This is a genomic window from Nocardia vulneris (assembly GCF_001613425.1).
Lineage (GTDB): Bacteria > Actinomycetota > Actinomycetes > Mycobacteriales > Mycobacteriaceae > Nocardia > Nocardia vulneris.
The window spans coordinates 61,586-84,600 of sequence record NZ_BDCI01000007.1 but is presented as its reverse complement, the minus strand read 5'-3'; the positions used below and the strand labels follow the sequence as shown (position 1 = coordinate 84,600).

Annotated in this window: 18 protein-coding genes; 9 read left to right on the top strand and 9 right to left on the bottom strand. The window is 69.3% G+C overall.

Going from position 1 to position 23,015, the window contains the following annotated elements; translation table 11 throughout:
• The first annotated feature begins 212 nt into the window (after positions 1-212).
• Both NVU01S_RS09655 and NVU01S_RS09650 read left to right on the top strand, forming a co-directional pair.
• On the top strand, positions 213-617 hold the full coding sequence (locus NVU01S_RS09655) for a hypothetical protein (protein ID WP_043663911.1): 405 nt from the start codon (positions 213-215) through the stop codon (positions 615-617).
• A 338-nt stretch (positions 618-955) separates the two neighbouring features.
• Positions 956-1,303, top strand: a complete 348-nt coding sequence (locus tag NVU01S_RS09650; RefSeq protein WP_043664285.1) for a VOC family protein — start codon at positions 956-958, stop codon at positions 1,301-1,303.
• A gap of 44 nt (positions 1,304-1,347) precedes the next feature.
• Here NVU01S_RS09650 and pgfA read toward each other — a convergent pair whose 3' ends face one another.
• The gene (gene pgfA / locus NVU01S_RS09645) at positions 1,348-2,493 is read right to left on the bottom strand and encodes a cell envelope lipid trafficking protein PgfA (protein ID WP_041563190.1); all 1,146 of its coding nucleotides are present in this window, start codon (positions 2,491-2,493) and stop codon (positions 1,348-1,350) included.
• 206 nt (positions 2,494-2,699) lie between these two features.
• On the opposite strand from pgfA, the gene NVU01S_RS09640 reads away from it, so the two are divergent.
• Positions 2,700-3,908 (top strand): acyltransferase family protein, encoded by a 1,209-nt coding sequence (locus NVU01S_RS09640; protein WP_043663908.1) that lies wholly within the window; start codon positions 2,700-2,702, stop codon positions 3,906-3,908.
• A gap of 37 nt (positions 3,909-3,945) precedes the next feature.
• Here NVU01S_RS09640 and NVU01S_RS09635 read toward each other — a convergent pair whose 3' ends face one another.
• The 5 genes from NVU01S_RS09635 to NVU01S_RS09620 all read right to left on the bottom strand — a co-directional run bounded on the left by NVU01S_RS09635 (position 3,946) and on the right by NVU01S_RS09620 (position 10,903).
• Positions 3,946-4,446, bottom strand: a complete 501-nt coding sequence (locus NVU01S_RS09635) for a DinB family protein (RefSeq protein ID WP_244467090.1) — start codon at positions 4,444-4,446, stop codon at positions 3,946-3,948.
• 59 nt (positions 4,447-4,505) lie between these two features.
• On the bottom strand, positions 4,506-8,828 hold the full coding sequence (locus NVU01S_RS09630) for an alpha-(1->3)-arabinofuranosyltransferase (protein WP_043664282.1): 4,323 nt from the start codon (positions 8,826-8,828) through the stop codon (positions 4,506-4,508).
• Between the two features lie 65 nt (positions 8,829-8,893).
• On the bottom strand, positions 8,894-9,064 hold the full coding sequence (locus tag NVU01S_RS42380) for a DUF2613 domain-containing protein (RefSeq protein WP_014988932.1): 171 nt from the start codon (positions 9,062-9,064) through the stop codon (positions 8,894-8,896).
• 134 nt (positions 9,065-9,198) lie between these two features.
• On the bottom strand, positions 9,199-10,293 hold the full coding sequence (locus tag NVU01S_RS09625; RefSeq protein WP_043663902.1) for an isochorismate synthase: 1,095 nt from the start codon (positions 10,291-10,293) through the stop codon (positions 9,199-9,201).
• Positions 10,294-10,414: 121 nt separating this feature from the next.
• Positions 10,415-10,903: a universal stress protein gene (locus NVU01S_RS09620; RefSeq protein ID WP_014988930.1), complete on the bottom strand. Its 489-nt coding sequence runs from the start codon at positions 10,901-10,903 to the stop codon at positions 10,415-10,417.
• 160 nt (positions 10,904-11,063) lie between these two features.
• Between NVU01S_RS09620 and NVU01S_RS09615 the strand changes: the two genes are divergently transcribed.
• From NVU01S_RS09615 to NVU01S_RS09605, 3 genes are all read left to right on the top strand, one after another.
• Positions 11,064-12,215: a glycoside hydrolase family 3 N-terminal domain-containing protein gene (locus tag NVU01S_RS09615; RefSeq protein WP_043663898.1), complete on the top strand. Its 1,152-nt coding sequence runs from the start codon at positions 11,064-11,066 to the stop codon at positions 12,213-12,215.
• 99 nt (positions 12,216-12,314) lie between these two features.
• Positions 12,315-12,914 carry a TetR/AcrR family transcriptional regulator gene (locus tag NVU01S_RS09610; RefSeq protein ID WP_014988928.1) on the top strand — a complete coding sequence of 200 codons (600 nt, stop codon included), beginning with the start codon at positions 12,315-12,317 and terminating at the stop codon, positions 12,912-12,914.
• Between the two features lie 143 nt (positions 12,915-13,057).
• Positions 13,058-14,230 carry a DUF5685 family protein gene (locus NVU01S_RS09605; RefSeq protein ID WP_244467089.1) on the top strand — a complete coding sequence of 391 codons (1,173 nt, stop codon included), beginning with the start codon at positions 13,058-13,060 and terminating at the stop codon, positions 14,228-14,230.
• Between the two features lie 108 nt (positions 14,231-14,338).
• Here the strand turns inward: NVU01S_RS09605 and NVU01S_RS09600 are convergent, their stop codons facing one another.
• On the bottom strand, positions 14,339-15,205 hold the full coding sequence (locus tag NVU01S_RS09600) for a MaoC family dehydratase (RefSeq protein WP_042258615.1): 867 nt from the start codon (positions 15,203-15,205) through the stop codon (positions 14,339-14,341).
• Positions 15,205-16,563 (bottom strand): 3-oxoacyl-ACP reductase, encoded by a 1,359-nt coding sequence (locus tag NVU01S_RS09595; protein ID WP_043663891.1) that lies wholly within the window; start codon positions 16,561-16,563, stop codon positions 15,205-15,207. Before NVU01S_RS09595 ends, NVU01S_RS09600 begins: the two co-directional genes overlap by 1 nt.
• A 274-nt stretch (positions 16,564-16,837) precedes the next feature.
• Between NVU01S_RS09595 and NVU01S_RS09590 the strand changes: the two genes are divergently transcribed.
• Positions 16,838-18,160 (top strand): acetyl-CoA C-acetyltransferase, encoded by a 1,323-nt coding sequence (locus tag NVU01S_RS09590; protein WP_043663889.1) that lies wholly within the window; start codon positions 16,838-16,840, stop codon positions 18,158-18,160.
• Positions 18,161-18,220: 60 nt separating this feature from the next.
• Here NVU01S_RS09590 and NVU01S_RS09585 read toward each other — a convergent pair whose 3' ends face one another.
• Positions 18,221-19,975, bottom strand: coding sequence for an SDR family oxidoreductase (locus tag NVU01S_RS09585; protein WP_043663886.1), 1,755 nt, complete (start codon positions 19,973-19,975; stop codon positions 18,221-18,223).
• 433 nt (positions 19,976-20,408) lie between these two features.
• Between NVU01S_RS09585 and NVU01S_RS09580 the strand changes: the two genes are divergently transcribed.
• Positions 20,409-21,680 (top strand): hypothetical protein, encoded by a 1,272-nt coding sequence (locus NVU01S_RS09580; RefSeq protein ID WP_043663883.1) that lies wholly within the window; start codon positions 20,409-20,411, stop codon positions 21,678-21,680.
• Between the two features lies 1 nt (position 21,681).
• Entirely contained in the window at positions 21,682-23,007 is a 1,326-nt protein-coding gene (locus NVU01S_RS09575) for a lipase family protein (RefSeq protein WP_043663880.1), read from the top strand.
• Positions 23,008-23,015 lie beyond the last annotated feature (8 nt).

The window sequence follows — 23,015 nt, the reverse complement described above, 5'->3', positions numbered from 1 at the left end:
CGCAGCAGGTCCGGCCCCCGGAGTAGGTCCGGCCCGGGTGCGGGCCGGTCCCGGCAGCACGTCCGGCGTGCGCCCATTTGGTGTCAGCGGCAGTGTCAGGTGGCTGTCAGGGCGGTGTCAGGCGACCCGGCGAAAGTACATCCATCGAACAAAGCGGCCGGCGCCAACGGGGTTCCGGCCACTGCCACAAACGATTACGAGGAGTACTCACCATGAGCATCATCACCAGCACCCTGACCGACCAGGACAAGGCCACCCTGCGCACCGCCGCCTACGGCGCGGTTTCGCTGATCGCGGCCGCCGGTGCGCCGCACAAGGGCATCGCGCAGGGCTCCACCGCGTTGACCTCCGCGACCGGCTTGGTCGGGCATGTGCTCGCGGCCAAGTCCCGGGACATCCACCTGCCCGGCAAGTCCGTCGCCGAACTCGCCGACCAGGTGCTGCCTGCCCTGACCGCGGCCATGACGCTGCTCGGCGAGCAGTACCCGGCCGAGGCGGGCAACTTCCGCGACACCGTCCTGGTCGCCGTCGACGCGGCCCAGTTCGGCAAGGGCACGCCTGCCCCGGCCGTCGCGGCGATGGCCCGCAAGATCGGTGCGGCCCTCGACGCCGCCTGACCGATGCACCGGGCCGACTGTGCCGCGGGTTCCGCTGTGGACCCGCGGCACAGGGCGTAGCTGTCCGTTGAGTTCGGCGTCGCGTGATGGTTGCGTCGGCTCGGCTGTGCGGCGGGCTCCACTGCGGACCTGCGGACAGCGCATGCTGAGGCGACAGTCGAACTCGGCGGTGGTGCCGGCGGTCTGCGTTCGGCGATGTCCCGACTTGTACGCGGGGAGGCGCCGGTGCGTGGCCGGCGATGGTGCAGGGTGGCCGATGGTGACCCGGCACTCGCTCGTAGCCGCCTCGCACGGCGTATCACCCCTGGTGACAGGGTTTCTGGCCTACGATGGCGCGCATGATCACTGCTGTGCACACGCTGGTGTACGCGACGGATCCGGAGGCGGCGCGGGCGTTTTTTCGTGACGTGCTGCGCTGGCCGCATGTGGATGCGCACGGGGGCTGGTTGATTTTCGGGACCGGCCCGAGCGAACTCGGTGTGCATCCGACGGACGGCGTGCCGGTGCACGAGATCTCGCTGATGTGCGACGACCTGGCGCAGACTGTCGCCGAATTGGCCGGTCGCGGTGCGGAATTCGCGGGCGAGATGGTCGATCGCGGCTTCGGCCGGTGTATCGACCTGCGGGTACCGGGCGCGGGCACCATGCTGCTCTACGAACCGCGACACCCGGTGGCCTACAAATGAAACGGCCCCCGGTCGAGGACCGGGGGCCGAATCGCGGTGCTACATCACGGTTGCTTCGTGATCTTGATCTGTTCGGTCGGCGGATCGTTGTCCACAGGGCGCGTCCCACCGGCTGCGGCCGAACCACCGGAGCGCCGGTTCAACGGCCCGCCGCTGCCCGCCGGGGCGGCCGCGGAGCCGCCGCGCACGCCGAGGATCACGCCTACGATCAACGCGATCACGCCGAGCACACCGAGGATGATCGGCATGATCCGGCCGTACAGCGACAGCTTGTCGATGTTCTCCTTGGCCACCGCGATCTGCGACTCGATGGTGTTCTCGTTGAAGACGATATGCGACTTCAGCGCGCTGACCTCGGGCTTGTCGCCGGAACGCGCGTAGAACAGGTGCAGCTGCTCGCCACCCTTGATCACGGTGCCGGTCTCCGGCTCGACCCACACGTCGCGGGTGTTGCTGTACCAGCGGGCCATGGTGACGTCACCCTCGCCCTCGACGCCCCACTTGGCGGCCGGGAAGGTCAGCTTGTTGGTCGGCGCGGGCACCACGTCGTAGAGGTTGGTCGCCGGGATGGTCTGCTGGAAGTGGTAGACCTTCAGGCTGTTGATCTCGGTTTCCTCGACGAAGTTGATGTCGTAGGTCTTGCGCACGTTGAGATCGAAGTACGGGTAGGTCTTCTTCTCGGTACCGATCGGGAAGCGGTACTGCAGGCCGGTGTGCTGCACCGGGTCGGCGACCGACTGCATCTCCTTGTTCACCGTGACCGCGATGGAGCCGTTCGGCTCCTTGTCGACCGGCTCGCCGGTCTTGCGGTCGATGGTGACGCGGTCGATGGTCGCGGTCAGCAGGCCGGTGTCGCCCTGCTTGTCGGTGCGCCGCAACGTCGAGCCCGCCTGCACCGTCATCTCGGAGGCATCGGAGGGCTCTTCGACGGTGAGAAAGCGCTGCGAGACCAGGTTGACGTCCTTGTCGATCTTCGCGACGCCGTCGCCGGTGAGCGACTTGGAGTCCAGCACGAGACTCTCTTCACCAGGCTGGTTGGTCGCGATCGTGGTGATCTCGAGATCGAGAGGAGTCTTCGCCAGTTTGCCGACGGTGTATGTCGGGATCATCAGCGCGGCGACGATCAGCAACGCGCCGAGACCCACGAGCAGGCAGGCCACCGTCCTTCTGGTTCCGGCACTCAGTGCCATGCAAACTCTCCTCGTCGTAGAACAGGGTCGTTCCGGCGAGTGCCCCGGGTTCAACCCCCGTGGCACTCGTGAGCCCCGACACTAACAGTCCGATGTCGTACCATGCGGCGTCGAGGCCGGAAACGGCCGAGAAATCGCCCGAGTTTAGCGCGAAATGTGAAACGTAGAGTTATCACCTGAAAATCGGCAAGGCAGACTGGAGCCCGATGACCGCAACGCTGCCCACCGCCGGCGCGACCGTTCCCGCGGCCGCCGAATCCGTCCCCGCGCGCGCATTTCTGCCCGCATTGGAAGGTATGCGCGGACTGGCCGCGCTCGGAGTGTTGTTGACGCACGTGGCTTTTCAGACCGGTGCGGCCAATACCCCCGTGCTCGGACGGGTGTGGGGACGGTTCGACATGGCGGTTGCGGTGTTCTTCGCGCTCTCCGGTTTCCTGCTGTGGCGTCCGCACGCGACGGCGGCGCGCGGGCTGGGACCGGCCCCGTCGGTCGGCTACTACCTCCGGCATCGGGCCGCGCGCATTCTGCCCGCGTACTGGGTGGTGGTGATCGCGGTGCTGGTGCTGCTGCCCGGTGCGGCCGGGACGGCGGGCCTGCGCGTGTGGGTGTCGAATCTGGCGCTGCTGCAGGTATTCGTGCCGTTGACGCTGACCGATGGGCTGACCCAGATGTGGAGTCTCTCGGTGGAGGTGGCCTTCTATCTGGTGCTGCCGTTGCTCGCGTTCGCCCTGGTGTGGTTGCGCGGGAACGCCGCCCGGTACCGGGTCCCCGTGCTGCTCGTATTCGCGGCGGTGTGTCTGGGCTGGAACTTCATTCCGGTGCCGACCCCCGACGCCATCCATTCCGATAATTGGCTGCCCGCATATCTGCCGTGGTTCGCGATGGGAATGGTGCTGGCCGAACTGTCGCTTCATAGCGAACGGCTATCGAAGGGTTGGCGTGCGGTGGGGAACCAGCCGCTGATGTGGGCGGTCGCGGCGGTCGCGTTCGGTGTCTCGGCGACCGATGTCGCGGGCCCCGCCGGACTGACGCACGCGCAGCCGTGGCAGTACGCGGCGAAGATGGGTCTCGGCGCGATCATCGGCTTCACCCTGCTCGCCCCGCTGGTCCTCGGAGCGCCGGGCCGGTCGCACCGGTGGCTGGAGTCCCGGGTGGCCGCGACCGTCGGGCGCTGGTCCTACGGCATCTTCATCTGGCATCTCGCGGTGCTCTCGGTGGTCTTCCCGGTCTTCGGAATCCTGCCGTTCGCGGGCGATTTCGGCTACGTCCTCGGGCTCACCATCGCGCTGACCCTGCCCGTGGCTGCGGCCAGCTATGCATTGATCGAGGAGCCGGTGCGGCAGTGGATGCGGCGCTGGGACCGGCCGCAGCCGCCGCGCGAAATCGAGGAAGAGGACCGCCTCGCCGCTCCGTGAGCCGGATCGCCTTGCGCGGCAGCTGTCCAGGCGCGCGTCAGTTGTCCAGCTGGAGGTGCATGTCGCGCAGGTGATGGCGCAATTCGTGCAGGGTGTGCAGCGCGAGCCAGCGCACCGAACGTTCTTGGCGCTCCGGGAAGCTGTAGATCAGGGTGCGCTCCCAGTCCTCGTCCTGCAACCGGTCCAGCACGTTGGCGAACAATTGCGCGGCGTCGCGCAGCTGCCTGCCGACATCCGACGGACGCTGATCCGCGTAGCCGTCGTGCTCGACGCGTTCGTCCCGGCCCATCGGCGTCGCCTCGGGGGTTTCCCAGCGGCGGGCGGCGAGCGCGCGTTCGCGTTGCACGAACAGCACATCGCGCATGTGGCAGGCGTATTCGAGCGGCGACCACACCTCGGGCGCTGGGCGCTGCCGTAGTTTCGGCGAATCGGTGAGGAGCAGGTCGGCATATTCGACGGCGTGCTCGGTGGCCAGTGACGCCACGTCGGTCGCGCGGGTCAGGTCGTACACGAAACCACATTCTGCACAGGTGTCCACGCCGGGCCACATTAGCAACGAGGTCCGTTGCGCCGCAGCCTGAATCGATACCGGGCCGGTCAGTTCTTCCGGCGCGCGGGCGGCAGCGCCGCGACTCCGACGGCGACCACGGCGAGCAGCGCGGGCAACTGTGCCCAGAGCGAGCCGCCGAGATAGCCGTCGCCCGAACGCCACGGCCCGGTGGACAGCACCGCCGCCGACAGCACGGTGCCGACGCCCGCGACGACGACCAGTGCGCGCGCCGCGTACCGGGGCCGGAACCGGACGGCCGCGAGTGTGCCCGCGGTGAGCAGGGTTGCGACCGGACCGGCGATCACCGTCGCGGCCGCGGCGAGTCCGAGCGCCCCGAGCCAGCGGGTACCCCACGTGCGCGGCGCGGAATCCGGCTCGTCGGCAGGGGCTTTCGGCGTTGCGGCTGTGTCGCGCGGGATGTGGGGTTCGTCGGCACCGGTTTTCGTTGCCGCGCCTGTGTTGGGCGTGGTGTCCGGCACTTCGGAGCCCGGTGAGGCAGCGTTTTCGGGCGCGGTATCCCCCTCGGCAACAGCCTTTTTCGAAGTACGCGTACGCCGAGGAAGCGCGAGGAAGAACAGCGGGAGCAAGAGCAGGAGTCCGCCGAAGATCCCGAGGCGATACCAGCGGTCGATCGGGAACGACACCGTGACGGGTCCGCGGGCGTCGGCCGGGACCAGCCAGGCCTGTTGCCAGCCGTCGACGACCACGGGTTCCAGCGCCCGCCCGTCGGCCGTTTTCGCCTGCCAGCCGACGTTCGTGCTCAACGGCAGCACCAGTACGCGGGTGCCCTGGTCCGCCGGGGCGGCGGCCGGGAAATCGGTGCGGTCCAGGCGAAGCCGATCGACGAAGAACAGGTCGGTCGGGCCGACGGTGACATCTGCCCGGCCCGATGCCAGCCCGAGGGCGTCGGAATCGGTCTGCGGCGCAGCGTCGTCCGCGCACACCCGCGCGGGAACCGGTGCGCCGGAGCGCAGCTCGGCCGCGGTAGCGGTGACCGAGGTGTGCCGGATCTGTCCGTCGACAGTGATCGTCGGTCCGAGCGCGCAGGGGACGGTGATCTCTCGATCCAGCGGCGCGGGGGCCGGGTAGCCGGGGCCGAGCACCTCGACCTCGGCCAGTCCGGGCGGTTGCGAGAGCACGAAGCCGAGCGCGGTCTGGTCGAGCACCGGCCGCCAGGACTGGAGGCTGAGTTCGATGCGGTCGGTCACGGTGGGGTGCAGCGAGATCCGGCGCGGGGTGCCCGGGTCGCCCGGTCCCAGTTCCCGCACCTGCGGTCCGTCGCCCAGATTCACCACCACCGCGGTGGGGGTGGCCGGGAGTCCACCCAGCGGCGGCGTCAAATCGAGGCCCGTCACGAGCGCCGGCTCGGGAAGTTCGAGTGTCAGTGTGGGTTTCGGACCGGTCAGCGCGCGTACCGAGTCCTCCGGCGCGGTCCAGCTGGTCCGCGGATCGCCGTCCGTCGCCGCGAACGCGGCTCCGCGCACGTCACCCACGTCGGCCTGGCCGCGGGCGACCGGCCGGCCGGGGTCGGTGAGCAGTGCCTCCAGCGCAGGGCCCTGTCGAGTGCGGACGGTCAGTTCGGGTGTCACCGACATCGGTTCCGGCACCGAGAGGGTCCGCTGGAAGGTACCGGGTTCCTCCGGCGCGAGGGCCAGTCCTTTGCTGCAGCGCACCCGATTCGGTGAATCGAAACAACCACTGCGGCCGGGGAATTCCTGCCCGAGATCCCAGCCGCGCACCTGGGCGCCGGGCTGGGTCGGCGGCAGCACGGTCCGGTGCCGGATATCGACACGGACCGGCTGATCGCGCACGGAGTAGTCGTCCAGCGTCAGCTCGCTGATGCCGAACTGCCCGCCGCGCTTGCCGGTTTCGGTGCGGACGGCGGTGATGGTGACCCAGGTGGTCCTGCCCGCGGGCAGCGAAACCGACACCGGCGTACCCGGTTCGGGAATCCTGGTCGTCACGGTGCCGTTCGCCGTACGTACCTCCACCCACTTCACCGGGTCGCCGATGGCGGCCGCGCTGGTGCTGAAGGTCAGCTGCCCGGCCTTGACCGGCTGGTCCAGCTCGAGCCGGAGCCACTGTCCCAGTGCGTGTTCGGTGCCGTTGCTGATCCAGGCGGTCGCCGGATCGCCGTCCACGGCGGCCGCGGTCGAGCTGCCCGGCGCGGCACCGCCGAGTTGTGTGGCGTCGGCGGCGGAGCTCGATGCCGTGACGGTCGCCCCCGACCATTCCCCGCGCACCGGTTCCGCGCCGTCGACCGGGTAGTCGGGCACCAGGTTGTGTGTGCGGCGGGCGTCGCCGGGCGCGCGCAGCGCCGAATTGTGGTTGTCCACCCGGCCGAAGTCGGCCTCGCGATCCATCGGGGTATCGGTGACCGTCAGCGGTCCGATCGGCAGGCCCGCGCGCACCGCATCGGCGGCGAGCAAGGCGGGGGCATTGGTCGTGCCGGGGTCGCGGCGCAGCCGTTCGAGCACCTCGGGCCCGCCCTGGACGATCGGCATCGTGCCGAGCGGCACCGTGTACGCACCTGGGAACGATTGCGGCGCACCGGTTCCGCTGCGCACCTCGGCAGGGGTGCCCGGTGCCGGAGCACCTACCCGATAGATCTCGACGGCGGGGTAGGCGGGCCGCAGATCGCCGTCGGCGACCAGATCCTCGGCGATGACCGCCGATTCGATCGGCGCGCCGAATTCGGCGACCTTGGTCAGGCCCGGCGAGCCCTCGATCGCCCGGTGCGCCAGCATCGGCCGGGTCGAGCGCGAGGTCTCGGCGTCGAGGTCGTTGCGTAGCACCAGGATTCCGATGCCCTGCCCGGCCAGCGTGGGGGCCAGGCCGGTGGACGGCCTGCCGTCGGCGATCAGTCGCTGCACCGAATCCATCGCGCGGATGGTGCCCGGCGGGTTCAGCGGTACCGAGTCCCGGACCGCCCACGGCGTGCTCGCCAAGGCCTGCAACGGTTCGTCCCTGGTCAGGCCCCAGACCTGGCTGCCGAACGGTGCACCGGGCACCACCAGGGCGCGGGTGTCGGCGGCGTGGTCGTGCAACCACTGCGCGGTCTGCTCCCAGTACGCCGGCACCCGATCGTAGGCGCCGCGCGGTGCCAGCCGGCCGGTCCAGGCCAGCGAGGTGGCCAGGGTGAGCGCGGTCAGCACCAGGGCGGCGACGGCAACTACCCGGTCCCGCTCGGGATGGGCGAACGCGCTGCGCCACACCGGCATCGGCACCGAGGCCGGCAGTGGCACCCGGGCCAGCAGCTGGGCGAGGCCGAGGACCAAGGGAATTCGGATCAGCGGCTCGAGTTTGTGCACGTTGCGCAGCGGTGCGCCGCCGGAGTCCAGGAACAGCCGCACCGATTCGGCGAACGGACCGCCCAGCTCGCCGACGTATCCCGCGCAGATGCCGATCAGGCCGACGCAGAGGATGAGCGCGAGCCGTCCCCGGTGCGGCATGGACCGCAGCGCCAGCCCGGCCATGCCCGCCGCGGCGAGCAGGCCGGTGGCGAGCACCGCGGCGGGCTGGGTCACCAGTACCGCGCCCGCGATGCGTTCCGGTGAGACGAACGGCGTCCAGCTGTCCGTGCCGCGCAAGACCTCGGCGAGCGAGGCCCATTGCGTTGTCACGCCGGAGGATTCGATGTAGTCCAGGAACGGCGGGCTCACCTTGCCCAGCAGGAGCAACGGCACCGCCCACCAGAACGTGGCGAGCACCAGCAGCGGCACCCAGGCTCGGGTGAATCGCCACCATTCGCGATTCGGGCGGTAGGAGCCCCACCAGAGCAGCGCGGGCAGGAACGCGGCGACCGTCGCGACCGCGTTGACCGACCCCATCAGCGCCAACGCGAGCGCGCTGCCCGCGGGGGAGGCGGCCCCGCCGCGCCGCCGAGTCCGCCCGCGGAGCCCGAGCGCGGCCGGCGCGAGCAGGACCCACGGGGCCAGCATCATCGGCAGGGTTTCGGACGAGATCGAGCCCAGCGTCGTGAGCACGCGCGGCGAGAGCGCGAAGGCGAGCGCCGCGACGATCCGGGAGCCGCGGGTGCCGATGCCGAGGGTCTCGCACAGCCGGACGATGCCCCAGAATCCGGCGAGCAGCAGCAGCGCCCACCAGATCCGCTGGGTCGCCCAAGCGGGCACGCCGAGCACATGCCCGGCCGAGAAGAAGGCGCCGTGCGGGAAGAAATACCCGTAGGCCTGGTTCTGCACCTGACCCATCGGAGCCTGGCTGCTCCACAGATGACTGGCGCGTTCGAGGAAACCCAGCGGGTTCTGCGTCAGGTCGTATTTGGTGTCCGCGACCGTGCGCCCGGGAGCCTGCAGAAAGGTCAGCAGAAACGCGGCGAGAACGGTTCCGGCGAACCAGCGTCTACCCAGCGGCGCAGTACTGTGCCGCCGCGACGCCGCGGCCGGTGCGAGCGAGTCGGCGGTTAGGGCCGAGGTCAGCGACTGCCGTACTCGACGTTGTTCAGCAGCGACGAATCCTTGTCGCCGCTGCGGTCGATGTCCGGACGCGTGTTCTGCTGCACCGCAACGGTCACGAGGAGCACCGCGATCACACCGAGCACGGCGCCGCCGACAGCACTCGCAACACCAGGAACAGCAAACTTCATTGCGGCACTCCAATACATCGATGCAGGCACATTCCCGGTCAACCTAGCAGCCCGCTCGCCGATTCGGTGCGTTCAGCCCGCCGATTCCTCGGTGATAGTCGATGGGTATCGCCGCGTGAGCACCCGGTCCGCGGTCAGTGGGCGGGGATCGTGCAGTGCAGGCCGCCGAGCAGCGTGCGGAGTTTGGCGGTGGTCTCGTCGAGTTCGGCCTTCGGGTCCGAGGCGGCGACGATGCCGCCGCCCGCGTAGGCGTGCACGGTGCGGCCGTCCGCGGACAACTCCGCGCAGCGGATCGCCACCACCCAGGAGCCGTCGCCGCGCGCATCGCACCAGCCGACCGCGCCGCCGTAGAAACCACGGTCCTCTTCGAGGTCGGCGATGGTCGCCAGCGCCAGGTCGGTCGGGGTGCCGCAGAGGGCGGGCGTCGGATGCAGCAGCAGGGCCAGTTCGAGCGCGGTGGTCGCGGGGTCGCGCAGCGTGCCGGTGATCGGCGTGGCGAGGTGCCAGACCTCGTGGGTGCTGACCAGTTCCGGGCCGTCGGGAATGGACAGCTCGGCGCAGACCGGGCCCAGCCGATCCCGGATCCAGTCGATCACGAACGCGTGCTCGTCCCGGTTCTTGCCGCTGGCCAGCAGCTCGCGCGCCTGGGCGGCGTCGGCGTCCGGATCGGCCAGGCGGGGCACGGTGCCCGCCAGCGGATGCAGGGTGACGGTCCGGCCGCGGCGCTCGATCAGCACCTCGGGGGTCGCGCCGACCAGGGTCGCGCCCGTACGCCCGGCCGCGCTCAGATCCACCGCGAACACGTTCGCGTGCGGATGGCGCGCGAGCAGATGCGCGGCGACGACCTCGGGGTCCAGCGCTGCGGCCGCCTCGGCGAGGACGGAGCGGGCCGCGACCACTTTGCGCAACGGCTGCGCCGGATCGCCGAGCTGCTCGACCAGCTTCGTCACTCGCGCGATATGTTCAGCGGCACTGGGGATTTCGGTGAGGAACTGCACTGCGGGCAGCTCCGGGACCGCCGCGGGCCGCCACGGGCCCGCCGTGTGCTCGGCCTGTTCCGGCACGGTCAGCGCGGCCGGTTCGCGCGGATCGAACGGCAACGCCCCGACGATCAGATCGGCACTGCCCGCACGCAACGCGGCGACCGCGCGTTCGGGTTCGCGGAAAGCGATCCGGCTACCGGTAGCCCGGACCACCCCGCCGGGCTGTGCAAGCAGGAATCCGTCCATAGTCTTTCGACCCTAACCCCGCTCCGGCCGTCACAACGGCTCGCGTGACGGCATTCACGGCCGCACCGCGCCCGGAGCCCAGACCCGTATGCGCGCAGCGACTTCCGTGCCCGCAGGCGGGTCAGCGGGATTTGGCCGCGGGCTCCTTGCCGGGCGGAACCATGAGGACGGGACGGTGACAATGCTTGAGCACGGCGTCGGCCACGCTGCTGTGCATCAGTGCGCGGATGCCGGTGGCGCCCCTGGTGCCCGCGACGATGATGTCCACATCGAGGTCGTCGGCGCATTCGACGATGGCGTTCCAGATGGTCGTCGTGCATTCGGCGGTGCGCGCCTCGGCATTGAGCCCGGCGAGCTTGGCCAGGCGCACGCCCTCGGTGTTGATGGTGCGCGCGTCGACGTAGGCGACGTCCTCGACCTCCTCGTCGGGCACCCATTCGGGTTGCATCACCCCCGACAGCCCGGAGAGGCGGGCGGCTTGGCGCACCATCGGTTCCCACGCGGTCAGCACGATGGCTCTGTCCGCGCTGAGGAATCGCCCCGCGTATTCGATGGCGCGCTTGGCGTTTTCGGAACCGTCGTAGGCAATGAGCATCAGATCGCACGGCACGATGGACCTCCTGGTGGGAGTCTCCCGGCTACAGGTCAAGGTTACCGTGGGAAACGCTTGTTCACCTGCTGGCGCGCGGGATCGGACCTTCCACTCGGAAAGGGTCCGGCGGCCCACCCCACCGTGCCGTAACGGCGCTCGAACAGTACCGTTGACCGTCATGCGGAAGACGCCCCTGCTCGTGTTCGTCGTGCTGGCCGCCGTCGCGACGGCCTGCTCGAGCGGCGGCGACGGCAGTCCCACGCCGTCACGCGCGGTCATCCCCGAGACGGCCACGCAGCCGAGCACCACCCCGAAGCCGGATTGCACGGCGGGCTACCTCGCGCAGTTCACGCTGCGGCAGAAGCTGGCGCAGCTGTTGACGGTCGGGGTCGCCGACCGCGCCGACGCCGCGAACGTGGTGCAGACCGAGCAGGTCGGCGGCATCTTCATCGGCGGCTGGACCGATCCGTCGCTGCTCGGTGCGGGGCAGATCGAGCAGGTCAAACAGGCGGCCAAGGTGCCGCTGATGGTCACCATCGATGAAGAGGGCGGGCGGGTCTCCCGCGTCCGGTATCTGATCGGCCCCGCGCCCTCGGCCCGGACGACGGCGCAGAGCATCACACCCGAGCAGTTCTACGAAGCGACGCTGACCCGGGGCCGTGCGCTGAAAGATATCGGCATCACGGTGAATTTCGCGCCGGATGTGGATGTGAGCGCGCAGCCCGACGATTCCGTCATCGGCGACCGCTCCTTCTCCGACGACCCCGCGGTGGTCACCCGCTACGCCGAGGCCTACATCCGTGCGATGCGTGAGGTCGGCGTCGGCACGGTCATGAAGCACTTCCCCGGCCATGGCTCCGGCTCGGGCGATTCGCATCGCGGCGCGGTCCGTACGCCGCCGCTGGACAGCCTGCGCACCGTCGATCTCGTCCCGTACCGGGATCTCATCGGTTCCGGTGCCGGGGTGATGGTCGGCCACCTGGACGTGCCGGGCCTGACCACGCCGAACGTGCCCGCCAGCATCAGCCCGGAGGCGATGGCGCTGCTGCGGGAGGGGACCGGCTACGGTGCCGCGCCGTTCCAGGGGCCGATCTTCACCGACGATCTCAGCGGCATGGCTGCCATCACCGACCGGCTGTCCATCGAAGACGCGGTGGAAGCCGCGCTGGTCGCCGGGGCGGACAACGCCCTGTGGATCAGTACGGACGCGGTCTCGACGGTGCTCGACCACCTCGAAGCGGCCGTGACGGCGGGACGGTTGCCCGCGGCACAGGTGAACGCTTCGGTGTTGCGGATGGCGGCGTTCAAAGGTGTGCTGCCGCGCTGCTGAACGCGCGCGGCGGCATTGGTTCCGCGACTGGGGAGCAAATCCGACCCGCGGAACTTACCTTGGAGTAATATATGAGATTCACCATTGGTAGGAGAGCGGATGGCGGGCGGAACGAAGCGACTTCCTCGGGCGGTTCGTGAGCAGCAGATGCTCGACGCCGCCGTCGAGGTGTTCTCGCGGAAAGGCTTTCACGATACCTCGATGGACGCCATTGCCGCCGAGGCGAAGATATCGAAACCGATGCTGTATCTCTACTACGGCTCCAAGGACGAACTCTTCCGCGCCTGCATCCAGCGCGAGGGCCTGCGCTTCATCGAATCGGTGGTGCCGGCGGGTAACCCACAGCTGTCCCCGCACGAGCAGGTGCGGGTCGCGCTGGAGGGCTTCCTCGGCTACGTCGACCGCAACCGTCGTTCCTGGCAGGTGCTCTACCGGCAGGCCATCGGCCAGCAGGCGTTCGCCTCGGAGATCGAGAACGCCCGCGAGCGGTTCATCGAGCTGACCGCCAAACTGCTCGAGTCCAGCGCCAAACACCCGGAGCCGGGCACCAACTTCGACGTCGTCGCGGTCGCGGTGATCGGCGCGGGCGAGGCCATCGCCGACCGGGTGGCCAGCGGCCGGATCGAGGTCAGCGAGGCCGTCGACCTGCTCGACGATCTCGCCTGGCGTGGTCTGGCCGGGCGCAAGAAGACCGAATAGCGGCACCTCGGCGGGTGCGCGGACGAGTAACCGGCGTGTAGCGGTTGCCGCGTCGCGGGCGGCCTGCCAGAGTGCGGGGGTTCAACAAGCACAGACCGGCTCCGACGAACGAGCCGGGAAGAAACGGGGCGGAATTGTTCGGGTTGCTCAGGCCGTGTGCGCACGGGGCGGCGAAGTACGGCATCGATGCGGCGCAGTGGCGCAGCCATCTGTGCGGACTGTGTCTGGGGCTACGGGACGAGCACGGCCAATTGGCCCGTGCCACAACCAATGTCGATGCCATCGTGCTGAGCGTGCTCACCGAGGCGCAAGCCGGCGGTGCGGTGCAGCGCACCGCGGCCGGGCGGTGTGCGCTGCGCGGCATGCAGCGGGCGTCGGTCGCCTCGGCGAGTTCACCGGGGGTGCGACTGGCCACCACCGCGTCACTCTTACTGGCCTCGGCCAAGATTCACGATCATGTGGCCGACGGTGACGCCGGTGTGCTGGCCCGCGCGCCACTCACCCAGGCCGCGACCCGCTGGGCCGGGCAGGCGCGAGTCAGTGCGCAGCAGATCGGTTTGGATGTGGCACCGCTGGTCGCCGCGCTCGGCGCGCAGTCGCGGCTGGAGCGGGCGGCCCAGGAACTCGCGGTGGTCGATCGCACCGACGCGCTCACCTCGCTGACCATCCCCACCCAGCTGTGTGCCTCTGAATTCTTCGCCCACACTGCGGTTTTGGCCGAGCGGCCGGAGAATGTCGACGCGCTGCGCGCGGCAGGCTGGCAATTCGGCCGGATCGCGCACCTGGCCGACGCGGTCCAGGACTACGAGCAGGACCTGGCGCGCGGGCGATTCAATCCGCTCGCGGCGACCGGCACCACCATGCCGCAGGCCTACGACCTGCTGCGGGAATCGGATGCGCGGCTGCGGGAATCGGTCGCCGACGCCGAACTGGACCAGGTGCCCACCGTGCGCTGGATGCTGCTCGATCCGCTGACCTCGGTGCTGCGCAAGCTCACCCGCGGTATCGGCGCGGCGGTCGCGCACAGCTGCACCGCCCGGTCCGAGGACGCGGCGGCCGGGCCGCGGGCGCAGCGCACCGGTCATCGTCCGCCGACCCGGCGTCCGGGTATCGGCGAGTCGCTGACGCTGATCCTCGGGGCCTACTGCACCGGTTACGCGTGCTGCGCCGACCACACCCAGCCGTGCACCGGCGAACGCAAGGACGCCTGGATCAAGAACTGCGATTGCAGCGGCTGCAGCGACGGCGGTTGCGGCGGCTGCTGTGAATCCGATTGCTGTGGTTGCGACTGCTGCGGTTGTGATTGCAGCTGCTGAACAATGCTGCGGTGCACCGCTGCACGTGTTGTGTGCGGGAACCGGAAGGCCCGGAAACGAACTGCGCCGCACCCCTCGAAAGAGGTGCGGCGCAGGGGTTTTCGTACGTCAGCGCAGCGTCGCGGTGAGGTGCGGGTAGCCCTTCTTCGGGTTGCGCAGCGCCAGATCCCAACCACCTTCGACCTGGTCGGTGTACACATTGACCTTGGCGGGCAACAGGATCGGCTTGCCGAACTTCACCGTGTAGGTGGCCTTCGCGGGCACCCGGCCCTCGATCTCGCCGAGGATGTGCGCGGCCGACCACATGCCGTGCGCGATCGGCCGCGCGAAGCCGAGCGCCTTGGCGCCGAGCTTCGACACGTGGATCGGGTTGTGGTCGCCCGAGGCGGCGGCGTACTGGGTGATCGTCTTCTGATCGATCTTCCACACGCGTGAGGTCGGCGGGGCCGCCTCCTCCGGCTTGGGTTCGGGCTTCGGCCCGCCCGAGAGCGAGGTGCGCTGCTGGTGCAGGAACGTGGTGACCTGACGCCACACCAGTTCCCGGCCGACGCTGATCTCGCTGATCGCGTCGACCAGCAGCCCCTTCGGGTGCTCGCGCAGATTCTCGATGTGCGACCGGATGTCCAGCGGCTCGCTCACCGAGATGTCGCGCGTCCGCTCGATCACGTTCTCCGCGTGCACCGCGCCCACCGCGACGAACGGGAAGTCGCGCTGCACCACCAGCTGCATCACGATCGGGAAGGTGAGGATGAAGGGGTAGGTCAGCGGCAGCGCGTCGCCGAACCGCAGCCCCGTCGCCCGGCAGTAGGCGGCCAGGTGCTCCGGGTCCACCTGCAGTCCGTCCAGCTGGATCGCCCGATCCGGCAGCGCCGGCTTGCGTGCCGAGACCAGCGGCAGCGGCACCGCGCCCAGCGCGGCCTTGAGATAGAGCGGGCCGTTCTTGGGCGGTTCCGTCAGCGTGATCATCTGGGTCATCATGCTCCGATCAGGCTCTGCCCGCAGACCCGAACGATGTTGCCGGTCACCGCGTTCGACGCCGGGCTGGCGAAGTAGGCGATGGTCTCGGCGACGTCGACCGTCTGGCCGCCCTGCAGCAGCGAGCTCATCAGGCGGCCCGCCTCGCGGGTGGTCAGCGGGATGGCTGCGGTCATCGCGGTCTCGATGAAGCCGGGGGCCACCGCGTTGATGGTGATGCCCCTCTCGGCCAGCTTCGGGGCCTCGGCGTTGACCATGCCGATGACACCGGCCTTGGACGCGCCGTAGTTGGTCTGGCCGCGGTTGCCCGCGATGCCCGCGATGGAGGACACGTCGATCACGCGGCCGCCGTCCTTCAGCGCGCCGCGCGCCACCAGGCCCTCGGTGATCCGGTGCGGCGCAGCGAGATTCACGTTGAGCACGGAGTTCCAGCGGCCCTCGTCCATGTTGGCGAGCAGCTTGTCCCGGGTGATACCGGCGTTGTGCACCACGATGTCGATGCCGCCGAAGCGCTCGGTGGCGAACTCGGCCAGCTTCTCCGCGGCGTCGGGCGAGGTGACGTCGAGCGCGAGCGCGGTGCCGCCGACCTTGTTGGCGGTCTGCGAGAGCGCCTCACCGGCGGCCGGGATATCGGCGACGATCACGGTCGCGCCGTCGCGGGCGAACACCTCGGCGATGGTCGCGCCGATGCCGCGCGCGGCACCGGTGACCACGGCGACCTTGCCGTCGAGCGGGCGGTCCCAGCTGGCGGGGGCGGTGGCGTCGTCCTTGCCGACCCGGATCACCTGGCCGTCGACGAAGGCCGACTTGGCCGAGAGCAGGAAGCGCAGGGTCGACTCCAGGCCGGTCGCGCCGGTCGACGCCTCCGGGTGCAGGTAGACCAGCTGTGCGGTGGCGCCGCGCAGCAGTTCCTTGGCCACCGAGCGGGTGAAGCCCTCGAGCGCGCGCTGGGCGATCTGCTCGTCCACCGACGCGGCCAGCTCCGGGGTGGTGCCGATGACCACGATGCGGCCGGAGGCGGCGATGCTGCGCATGGCGGGCTGGAAGAACTCGAACAGCTGCGAGAGGTCCTCGATCGAGCCGATGCCGGTCGCGTCGAACACCAGCGCGCCGTACTTGGTGCCCGCGCTCGCCGCATCGGCGAAGGTGTAGTCCGTCAGCAGGGTGCGCAGCGGTTCGGCGACCCGGCCCTTGCCGCCGAGCAGCACCGGGCCCGGGAGCGCGGGCTCGCCCTGCTGGTAGCGACGCAGATTCTCCGGCTGCGGCAGCCCGAGCTTGCTCGCCAGGAACTGACCCGGGGAGGAGTGTACGAACGATCCGTAGAGGTTGGGCGCACCCTTGCTCTTGCTGGCTGCCACGGTCCCTGCCTTTTCTGTGTGGTCGGCGGCGTGCACGGTCCCTGCCAAGCTACCGCCGCCGGGGACTGTCGCTCACGCCGCGAATCTGTACTCGGGTCTGCCGTTTCCCCGGCATTCGGTCTGCTCACGCACATTTGCGGGGGTACGGTGTCGACAACAAACTTACTCCAGAGTAAGTTTAATGTAAACCAATCGCGACGGGGCGCCGATCTGTGGAGTACTTCCACGCGGACTCCGGAGCGCCGGACATCCCCAACGAGACCTGGAGACTCGAGTGACAACCAAATCCCGTTCGGCGAAGAGCACCGCCAAGACCGGTAAGACCGCCCGCCCGGTCGCGATCGTGGGCGGCAACCGGATTCCGTTCGCTCGCTCCGACAAGGCCTACGCGCACGCGTCCAACCAGGACATGTTCACCGCCGCGCTGGACGGCCTGGTCAGCCGCTTCGGCCTGCAGGGCGAGCGGCTCGGCATGGTCGCCGGCGGCGCCGTGCTCAAGCGGGTCGGCGAGCACGGCATGATCCGCGAGAGCGTGCTCGGCAGCACGCTCAGCCCGTACACCCCGGCGCACGACCTGCAGCTCGCCTGCGGCACCGGCCTGCAGGCCGTGGTCACCGTCGGCGACGCGATCGCCGCGGGCCGGATCGAGGCGGGCGTCGGCGGTGGCACCGACACCACCTCGGACGCGCCGATCGGGGTCAGCGAGGGCATGCGCGAGTGGATGCTCGACGCCAACCGCGCCAAGTCCAACAAGGACCGGCTCAAGCTGGTCGGTCAGCTGCGCCCGAGCATGCTCGGCATCGAGATCCCGCGCAACGCCGAGCCGCGCACCGGGCTGTCCATGGGCGAGCACGCCGCCATCACCGCCAAGGAATTCGGCATCGCGCGCGAGGCGCAGGACGAACTGGCCTACCTCTCGCACAAGAACATGGCGGCCGCCTACGACCGCGGTTTCTTCGACGACCTGGTCACCCCGTTCCTCGGCCTGACCCGCGACGACAACCTGCGTCCCGGCTCGACCATCGAGAAGCTCGCCACCCTCAAGCCGGTCTTCGGCGTGAAGGCGGGCGAGGCCACCATGACCGCGGGCAACTCCACCCCGCTCACCGACGGCGCCTCCGCCGTGCTGCTCTCCAGCGAGGAGTGGGCCGCCGAGCGCAAGCTGCCGGTGCTCGCGCACCTGGTGGACAGCGAGGTCGCGGCGGTCGATTACATCCACGGCCCCGACGGCCTGCTGATGGCGCCCACCTACGCGGTGCCGCGCCTGCTCGCCCGCAACGGCCTGACCCTGCAGGACTTCGACTACTACGAGATCCACGAGGCGTTCGCCTCCGTGGTGCTGGCGACGCTGGCGGCGTGGGAATCCGACGCCTACTGCAAGGAGCGGCTCGGCCTCGACGGCGCGCTCGGCTCGATCGACCGCAGCAAGCTCAACGTCAACGGTTCGTCGCTGGCGGCCGGTCACCCGTTCGCCGCGACCGGCGGCCGCATCGTGGCCTCGACCGCGAAGATGCTGGCGGAGAAGGGCTCCGGCCGCGCGCTGATCTCCATCTGTGCCGCGGGCGGCCAGGGCGTGGTCGCCATCGTCGAGCGGTAAGCCTCACGAAACAGCAAGTGCCAGATGGTGTCCGGCCGCGCGGCCGGACACCATCTGTGTTCAGCGCACCAAACTCGTTCGGGCGGCGGCGAATCGGACCAGCGCGGGCGCCATGCGACCGAAGACGTACTGCAGGCGGGCTTCCGGGGTCACCGGGACCACGTCACGCTGCTGTCGCACCGCCCGCACGATCTGATCGGCCACCTTGGCGGGCTTGTATCCACGCAACCGGTACAGCCGGTCGTAGCGTTGCTGCCTGCGCTGCTCTTCCGCGGCCGATACACCGGACATCGTGGTGTTGCGGACGATATCGGTGTGCACGATGCCGGGGCAGATGGTGCTGACACCGATTCCGCTGCTCGCCAATTCGGCACGCAGGCAGTCGGAGAACATGAAAACCGCTGCCTTGCTGGTGGAATAGGCGCTGAAGGCCTGCTGCGGGGTGTAGGCCGCCATGCTGGACAGATTGACGATGTGCCCGCCGGTTCCGCGCTCGGCCATCGCGCCGGCGAAAGCCCGGCAGCCGTTGACGACGCCGTGCAGGTTCACCGCGAGCACGCGGTCGAAATCGGCCGCCGGGGTGTCCAGGAAGCGCCCGGCCTGCCCGATGCCCGCGTTGTTGATCAGGATGTCGGGCACGCCGTGTTCGCGCAGTACCGCGTCGGCGTGCTTGCGCACCGCCGATTCGTCGGAAACATCCAGTTCATAGGCGTGTCCCTGCCCGCCCGCCTGGGCGATCAGCGCCACGGTCGCCTCCGCCGCGATGTCGTTGACATCGGAGACCACGATTTCTGCGCCTGCCCTGGCGAACGCCAGCGCGGTCGCCCGGCCGATACCGCTGCCGCCGCCGGTGATCACCACGAGCTGATCTTCGAAAGGCTTGCGTGGCACGCCGATTCGGGACCGGCGCAGGGCGCGCGCCGGTGGCGCACCGGTGACCGTGTCGATCAACTCGGCGGTGGCCGCGGCGAGCAGCCGCGGATGCGAGAACGGCAGCCAGTGCCCGCCTTGCACCACGCGCAGCCAGACCTGCTCGGCCCAGTGGTCCTCGTCGGCGTAACTGGATTGCCGCACCGCGGGATCGCGGGTGCCGACGATGATCTGGGTGGGCACCGCGGTGTACTGCTCGCGCGTCCGGAACGGGTTCGCGGCCCAGGTGGAGCGGTAGATGCGCAGCCCGTTCGCCATGTCCGCGGTGAAGCTCGGCGCCAGATGGATCTGCTCCGGCGGGGCGCCTTCGGCGGCGGAAAGCGCGGCGCGCCAGCGATCTTCGCTCATCCCGAGCTTGATCGCGGCCTGCGGGAGCACCGGCAGCGCGAGGAAGGTCGAGTAGGCGAAGGAGCCGAGTTGCGCCAGCGGCAGCGCGATATTGCGCGGCGTCGGCCGGGCCAGGCGCCGCCGGGCCCACTGGGCGACGTGCGCGATATGCGGTCCCGAGACCGAGGTGAACGAGGCGATCAATCGTTGCGCGTCGGGGCCGCAGACGATTTCCCAGGTCGCGACGCTGCCCCAGTCGTGGGCGAGCACGTGCACGGGTACGCCGTTGCCGAGCGCCTCGATCACCGCCACGTAGTCCGCCGCCAGGGCCGTCGTCGAGATGGCTCTGCTACCGGGCGGGTTGGTCGACGCGCCGTGCCCGCGGTTGTCCACACACAACACGCGGAACCGTTCGGTCAGTTCCGGCACCACGCTGTCCCACAGCCGGTGCGAGTCCGGCCAGCCGTGCAACAGCAGCACCGTCGGGCCGTCCGGATTGCCCTGCTCGTACACGGCGATGTCGACCTCGCCGTTGCGCACCACATGCTTCTCGGCCATGGATTCACCCCACTATCCGGGCCGCGAGCCGCGCGGTCCGTGGACGTAGTTGTCCGCCTCATTCTGTCTGAGACGGTGCGATTCGGGTAGTCCCGGTTGTCGCGATGTGGGGGTGTGCGGTGCTGTGAGGTTTGTCATGAATGTCTGTCGCGCGCCGAGTCGCATTTCGCCGTATTAATTCGGCGATTTAACAGCTACTAGCAGGCAACTTTCGTGTTACAGGTTTAATTCGGTTGCCTGCGATCGGTCATATGGATTCTTGCGGCGGGGCTGATCTGTGTGTTTACCTGCACGTCACCTACTGTGCTAGCGGTATCCGGTGGTGAAACGTGCGTTTTGTCACCGCGCAACGAACACGCAGCTACTGAAAAGACATCTCTTCGCTCAACGAATTGTTCGACTCGAGCAAGCAGAGAGGAAGGCTGAACAGCTGATGCGAATCGGTATGGCGCTGCGCGCCACCGCGCTGGCCCTCACGGCCGCGGTGGGTCTCGGACTCGCCGCCGCGGCCCCGGCGGGGGCGGCCGGTGACCTGGACCGCTACCTGGATCTACCGCTGGTGAATCGGGACGCGGCGAGCGGACCCGGCGGAGTCAACCCGGAACTGCCCTACGACGCGGCCGAATTACGCGGTCTGCTGGACCAGGCGCGGGCCCAGGGCGTCGCGCCGACCCGGTACGCCGCGCTGCTCTATCAATATTGGCTCGTCGACGCGACCGGCAAGGCGGGCATCGACCTGCGGTCCTGGGATCCGCGCGCCGGCGTGGAAGCCAACCGCGCCAACCTGATCAAGTCCTACCGCTATTACGAAGACCTGCAGCTGAGCCACCGCGAACTGCAGTGGGCGGGCATGGGTGGCCAGGTCGGCGCCGACTTCGGCGGCGGGCTGGTCGATTTCGAGCTGATGGGCAATATCTACAGCCTGCCCGGCCTGTCCGAATCCGCGCGCGGCATCCTGGCCGCGGTCGAGCAGACCGCGGGACCGCAAGCGGTGGCGCAACTGCCGAGCGGCCTGCGCGCCCTCGCCGCCGCCGGTCCGCAGATCACCCCGGCGGACCTGCACTACCTCATCGGGATGATCCTGGTGATGCAGAAGAACATATTCTCGGATCTGATGCCGATGCACGATGCGTACGTCACCGAGGGCATACCGGCGCTGGCGGAGTTCCATGCGGCCGGACTGTTCGACGGCGATGTGCTGGCCGCCTGGCGGGACGTGGCCTCCGGCGACCAGGACCGGATCGCCGCGGGCAACGCGGCACTGCTGCGCCGCGAACAGTATTGGGCCATCCGGGATCAGTGGGACGAGACGCGCAACTACAAGGGCGTGGTCGGCGAAGCGATCACCTACGTCAGCGGCGCGGCGGGATCGCCGTCGGTCGCCGGTGTCGCGCCGCCGCGGGAATTCCACCCCGTGCGCATCCCGGTCACCATGGCCGACGGACGTCCGGGGTTGTTGACTTTGCCGCTGCCGGACTGGAATTGGTCGGAGTTCGATGCGCGGTGGGACTACATCACCACCGAACTGCTGCCGAAATACAAGTTCCAGGTCGAGAACAACTGGCCCGCACTGGAAGCCGTGATGCGCACCCCCTACGAGGTGCAGCTGGAATCGCATCGTCCGCTGTTCAACATCCCGCAGCTGCTGGACTCGGCGGCGCGCCAACTCCAAGTGACCCCGACCGAGACGATGGCGGTGCGCTGAGATGAAACGATTCACCGTGGCCGTCGCGACGGCCACCGCCCTGCTGCTGTCCGCGGGCACCGCGGCGGCGGAACCGGGCCCGCAGGGCACGCCCGGACTGGACCAGGTCTTCAACGGCTTCGTCGTCGGGCAGATCCAAGGCGCGCAACCGGTTCCGCCGGATCAGGCGTTCCAGGCGCTGCTCGCCAATGACCCGTTCTACGAGGAACCACCGCTGACCGGTGCCGAGCAGCCGGGCACGCTGCTCAAGGCCAAGAAGGTCGACGTGATGTTCCTCGGCATCACCCCGCCCGATATCGAGGCGTACAAGCTGATGTACGTGACCACCGGGATCGACGGCGTCACCCCGATGATCAGCACCGGCATCCTGATGATCCCGAATCACGGTGCGCCGGTGGGAGAGAAGAAGGTCGTCTCCTACCAGGAGGCCAACGACAGCGTCGGCTGGTCGTGTCACCCGAGTACGCAGTGGACCGGCGGTGATCCGCTGGACGGCTCGTCGTGGTCGGCGCTCGGTCCGCTGGCGCTGATGTTCGACAAGGGTTACGCGGTGATGATCTCCGATGTGGGCAACGACGGAGATCGCAAGCCGCACGGCGTGTTCGCGGGCAAGTTCGCCGCGCACGCCCAACTCGACGGCGTCCGTGCGGCTTTGGGCTACCAGGAAGCCGGACTGAATCCGAAGGCGCCGATTTCGCTGTTCGGTATCGCGGGCGGTGGGGTCGGGGCGGCGTTCTCCGCCGAATTGCAGCCGACCTACGCGCCCGAGCTGGACGTGAAAACCGCTGTGCTGGAAGGCATGGTCGTCAACCCGCGCAACTTCATGCGGGTCGCCGACGGCTCGGTGGGCTCGGGCTTCGCACTCGCGACCCTGCTCGGGCTGGAGCCCGCGTACCCGGAGATGCGGGTGAACGAGAAGCTGAACCCGGCGGGTGTCGCACTGGCCAACGCGTTCCGCACGCAGTGCCAGACGCCGGCGTACTTCGGGCTGCCCTTCCTGCCGCTCAACACGCTGTTCAACTCGGGCCTGAGCCCCGCCGACGAACCCGCGTTCCAGCACGCGTTCGAGGAGAACATCCTCGGCCGTTCCGGGACACCGAAGGCCAAGGTGGCCATCACCTCCTGCGCCGCCGACGACTCACCGATGTCCCTGGTGCCGGCCAAGGACTCGCGGGAACTGGCCGACATCTATCGGGCGGGTGGTGCCGACGTCACCTACCAGCCGACCGATTGCAGCATGGTCCGGATGCTCACCGACATCTACGGCTGGGGCACCGACCTGTTCGGCATGCAGACGATCGACTGGATCGACCGTAATTTCGACTGAAAAGGATT

Bases quoted from the DNA above. Each gene is read 5' to 3' on its own strand.
- NVU01S_RS09655 (WP_043663911.1), top strand. From the start codon at position 213: ATGAGCATCATCACCAGCACCCTGACCGACCAGGACAAGGCCACCCTG.
- NVU01S_RS09650 (WP_043664285.1), top strand. From the start codon at position 956: ATGATCACTGCTGTGCACACGCTGGTGTACGCGACGGATCCGGAGGCG.
- pgfA (WP_041563190.1), bottom strand. From the start codon at position 2,493: ATGGCACTGAGTGCCGGAACCAGAAGGACGGTGGCCTGCCTGCTCGTG.
- NVU01S_RS09640 (WP_043663908.1), top strand. From the start codon at position 2,700: ATGACCGCAACGCTGCCCACCGCCGGCGCGACCGTTCCCGCGGCCGCC.
- NVU01S_RS42380 (WP_014988932.1), bottom strand. From the start codon at position 9,064: ATGAAGTTTGCTGTTCCTGGTGTTGCGAGTGCTGTCGGCGGCGCCGTG.
- NVU01S_RS09625 (WP_043663902.1), bottom strand. From the start codon at position 10,293: ATGGACGGATTCCTGCTTGCACAGCCCGGCGGGGTGGTCCGGGCTACC.
- NVU01S_RS09615 (WP_043663898.1), top strand. From the start codon at position 11,064: ATGCGGAAGACGCCCCTGCTCGTGTTCGTCGTGCTGGCCGCCGTCGCG.
- NVU01S_RS09610 (WP_014988928.1), top strand. From the start codon at position 12,315: ATGGCGGGCGGAACGAAGCGACTTCCTCGGGCGGTTCGTGAGCAGCAG.
- NVU01S_RS09600 (WP_042258615.1), bottom strand. From the start codon at position 15,205: ATGACCCAGATGATCACGCTGACGGAACCGCCCAAGAACGGCCCGCTC.
- NVU01S_RS09585 (WP_043663886.1), bottom strand. From the start codon at position 19,975: ATGGCCGAGAAGCATGTGGTGCGCAACGGCGAGGTCGACATCGCCGTG.
- NVU01S_RS09580 (WP_043663883.1), top strand. From the start codon at position 20,409: ATGCGAATCGGTATGGCGCTGCGCGCCACCGCGCTGGCCCTCACGGCC.
- NVU01S_RS09575 (WP_043663880.1), top strand. From the start codon at position 21,682: ATGAAACGATTCACCGTGGCCGTCGCGACGGCCACCGCCCTGCTGCTG.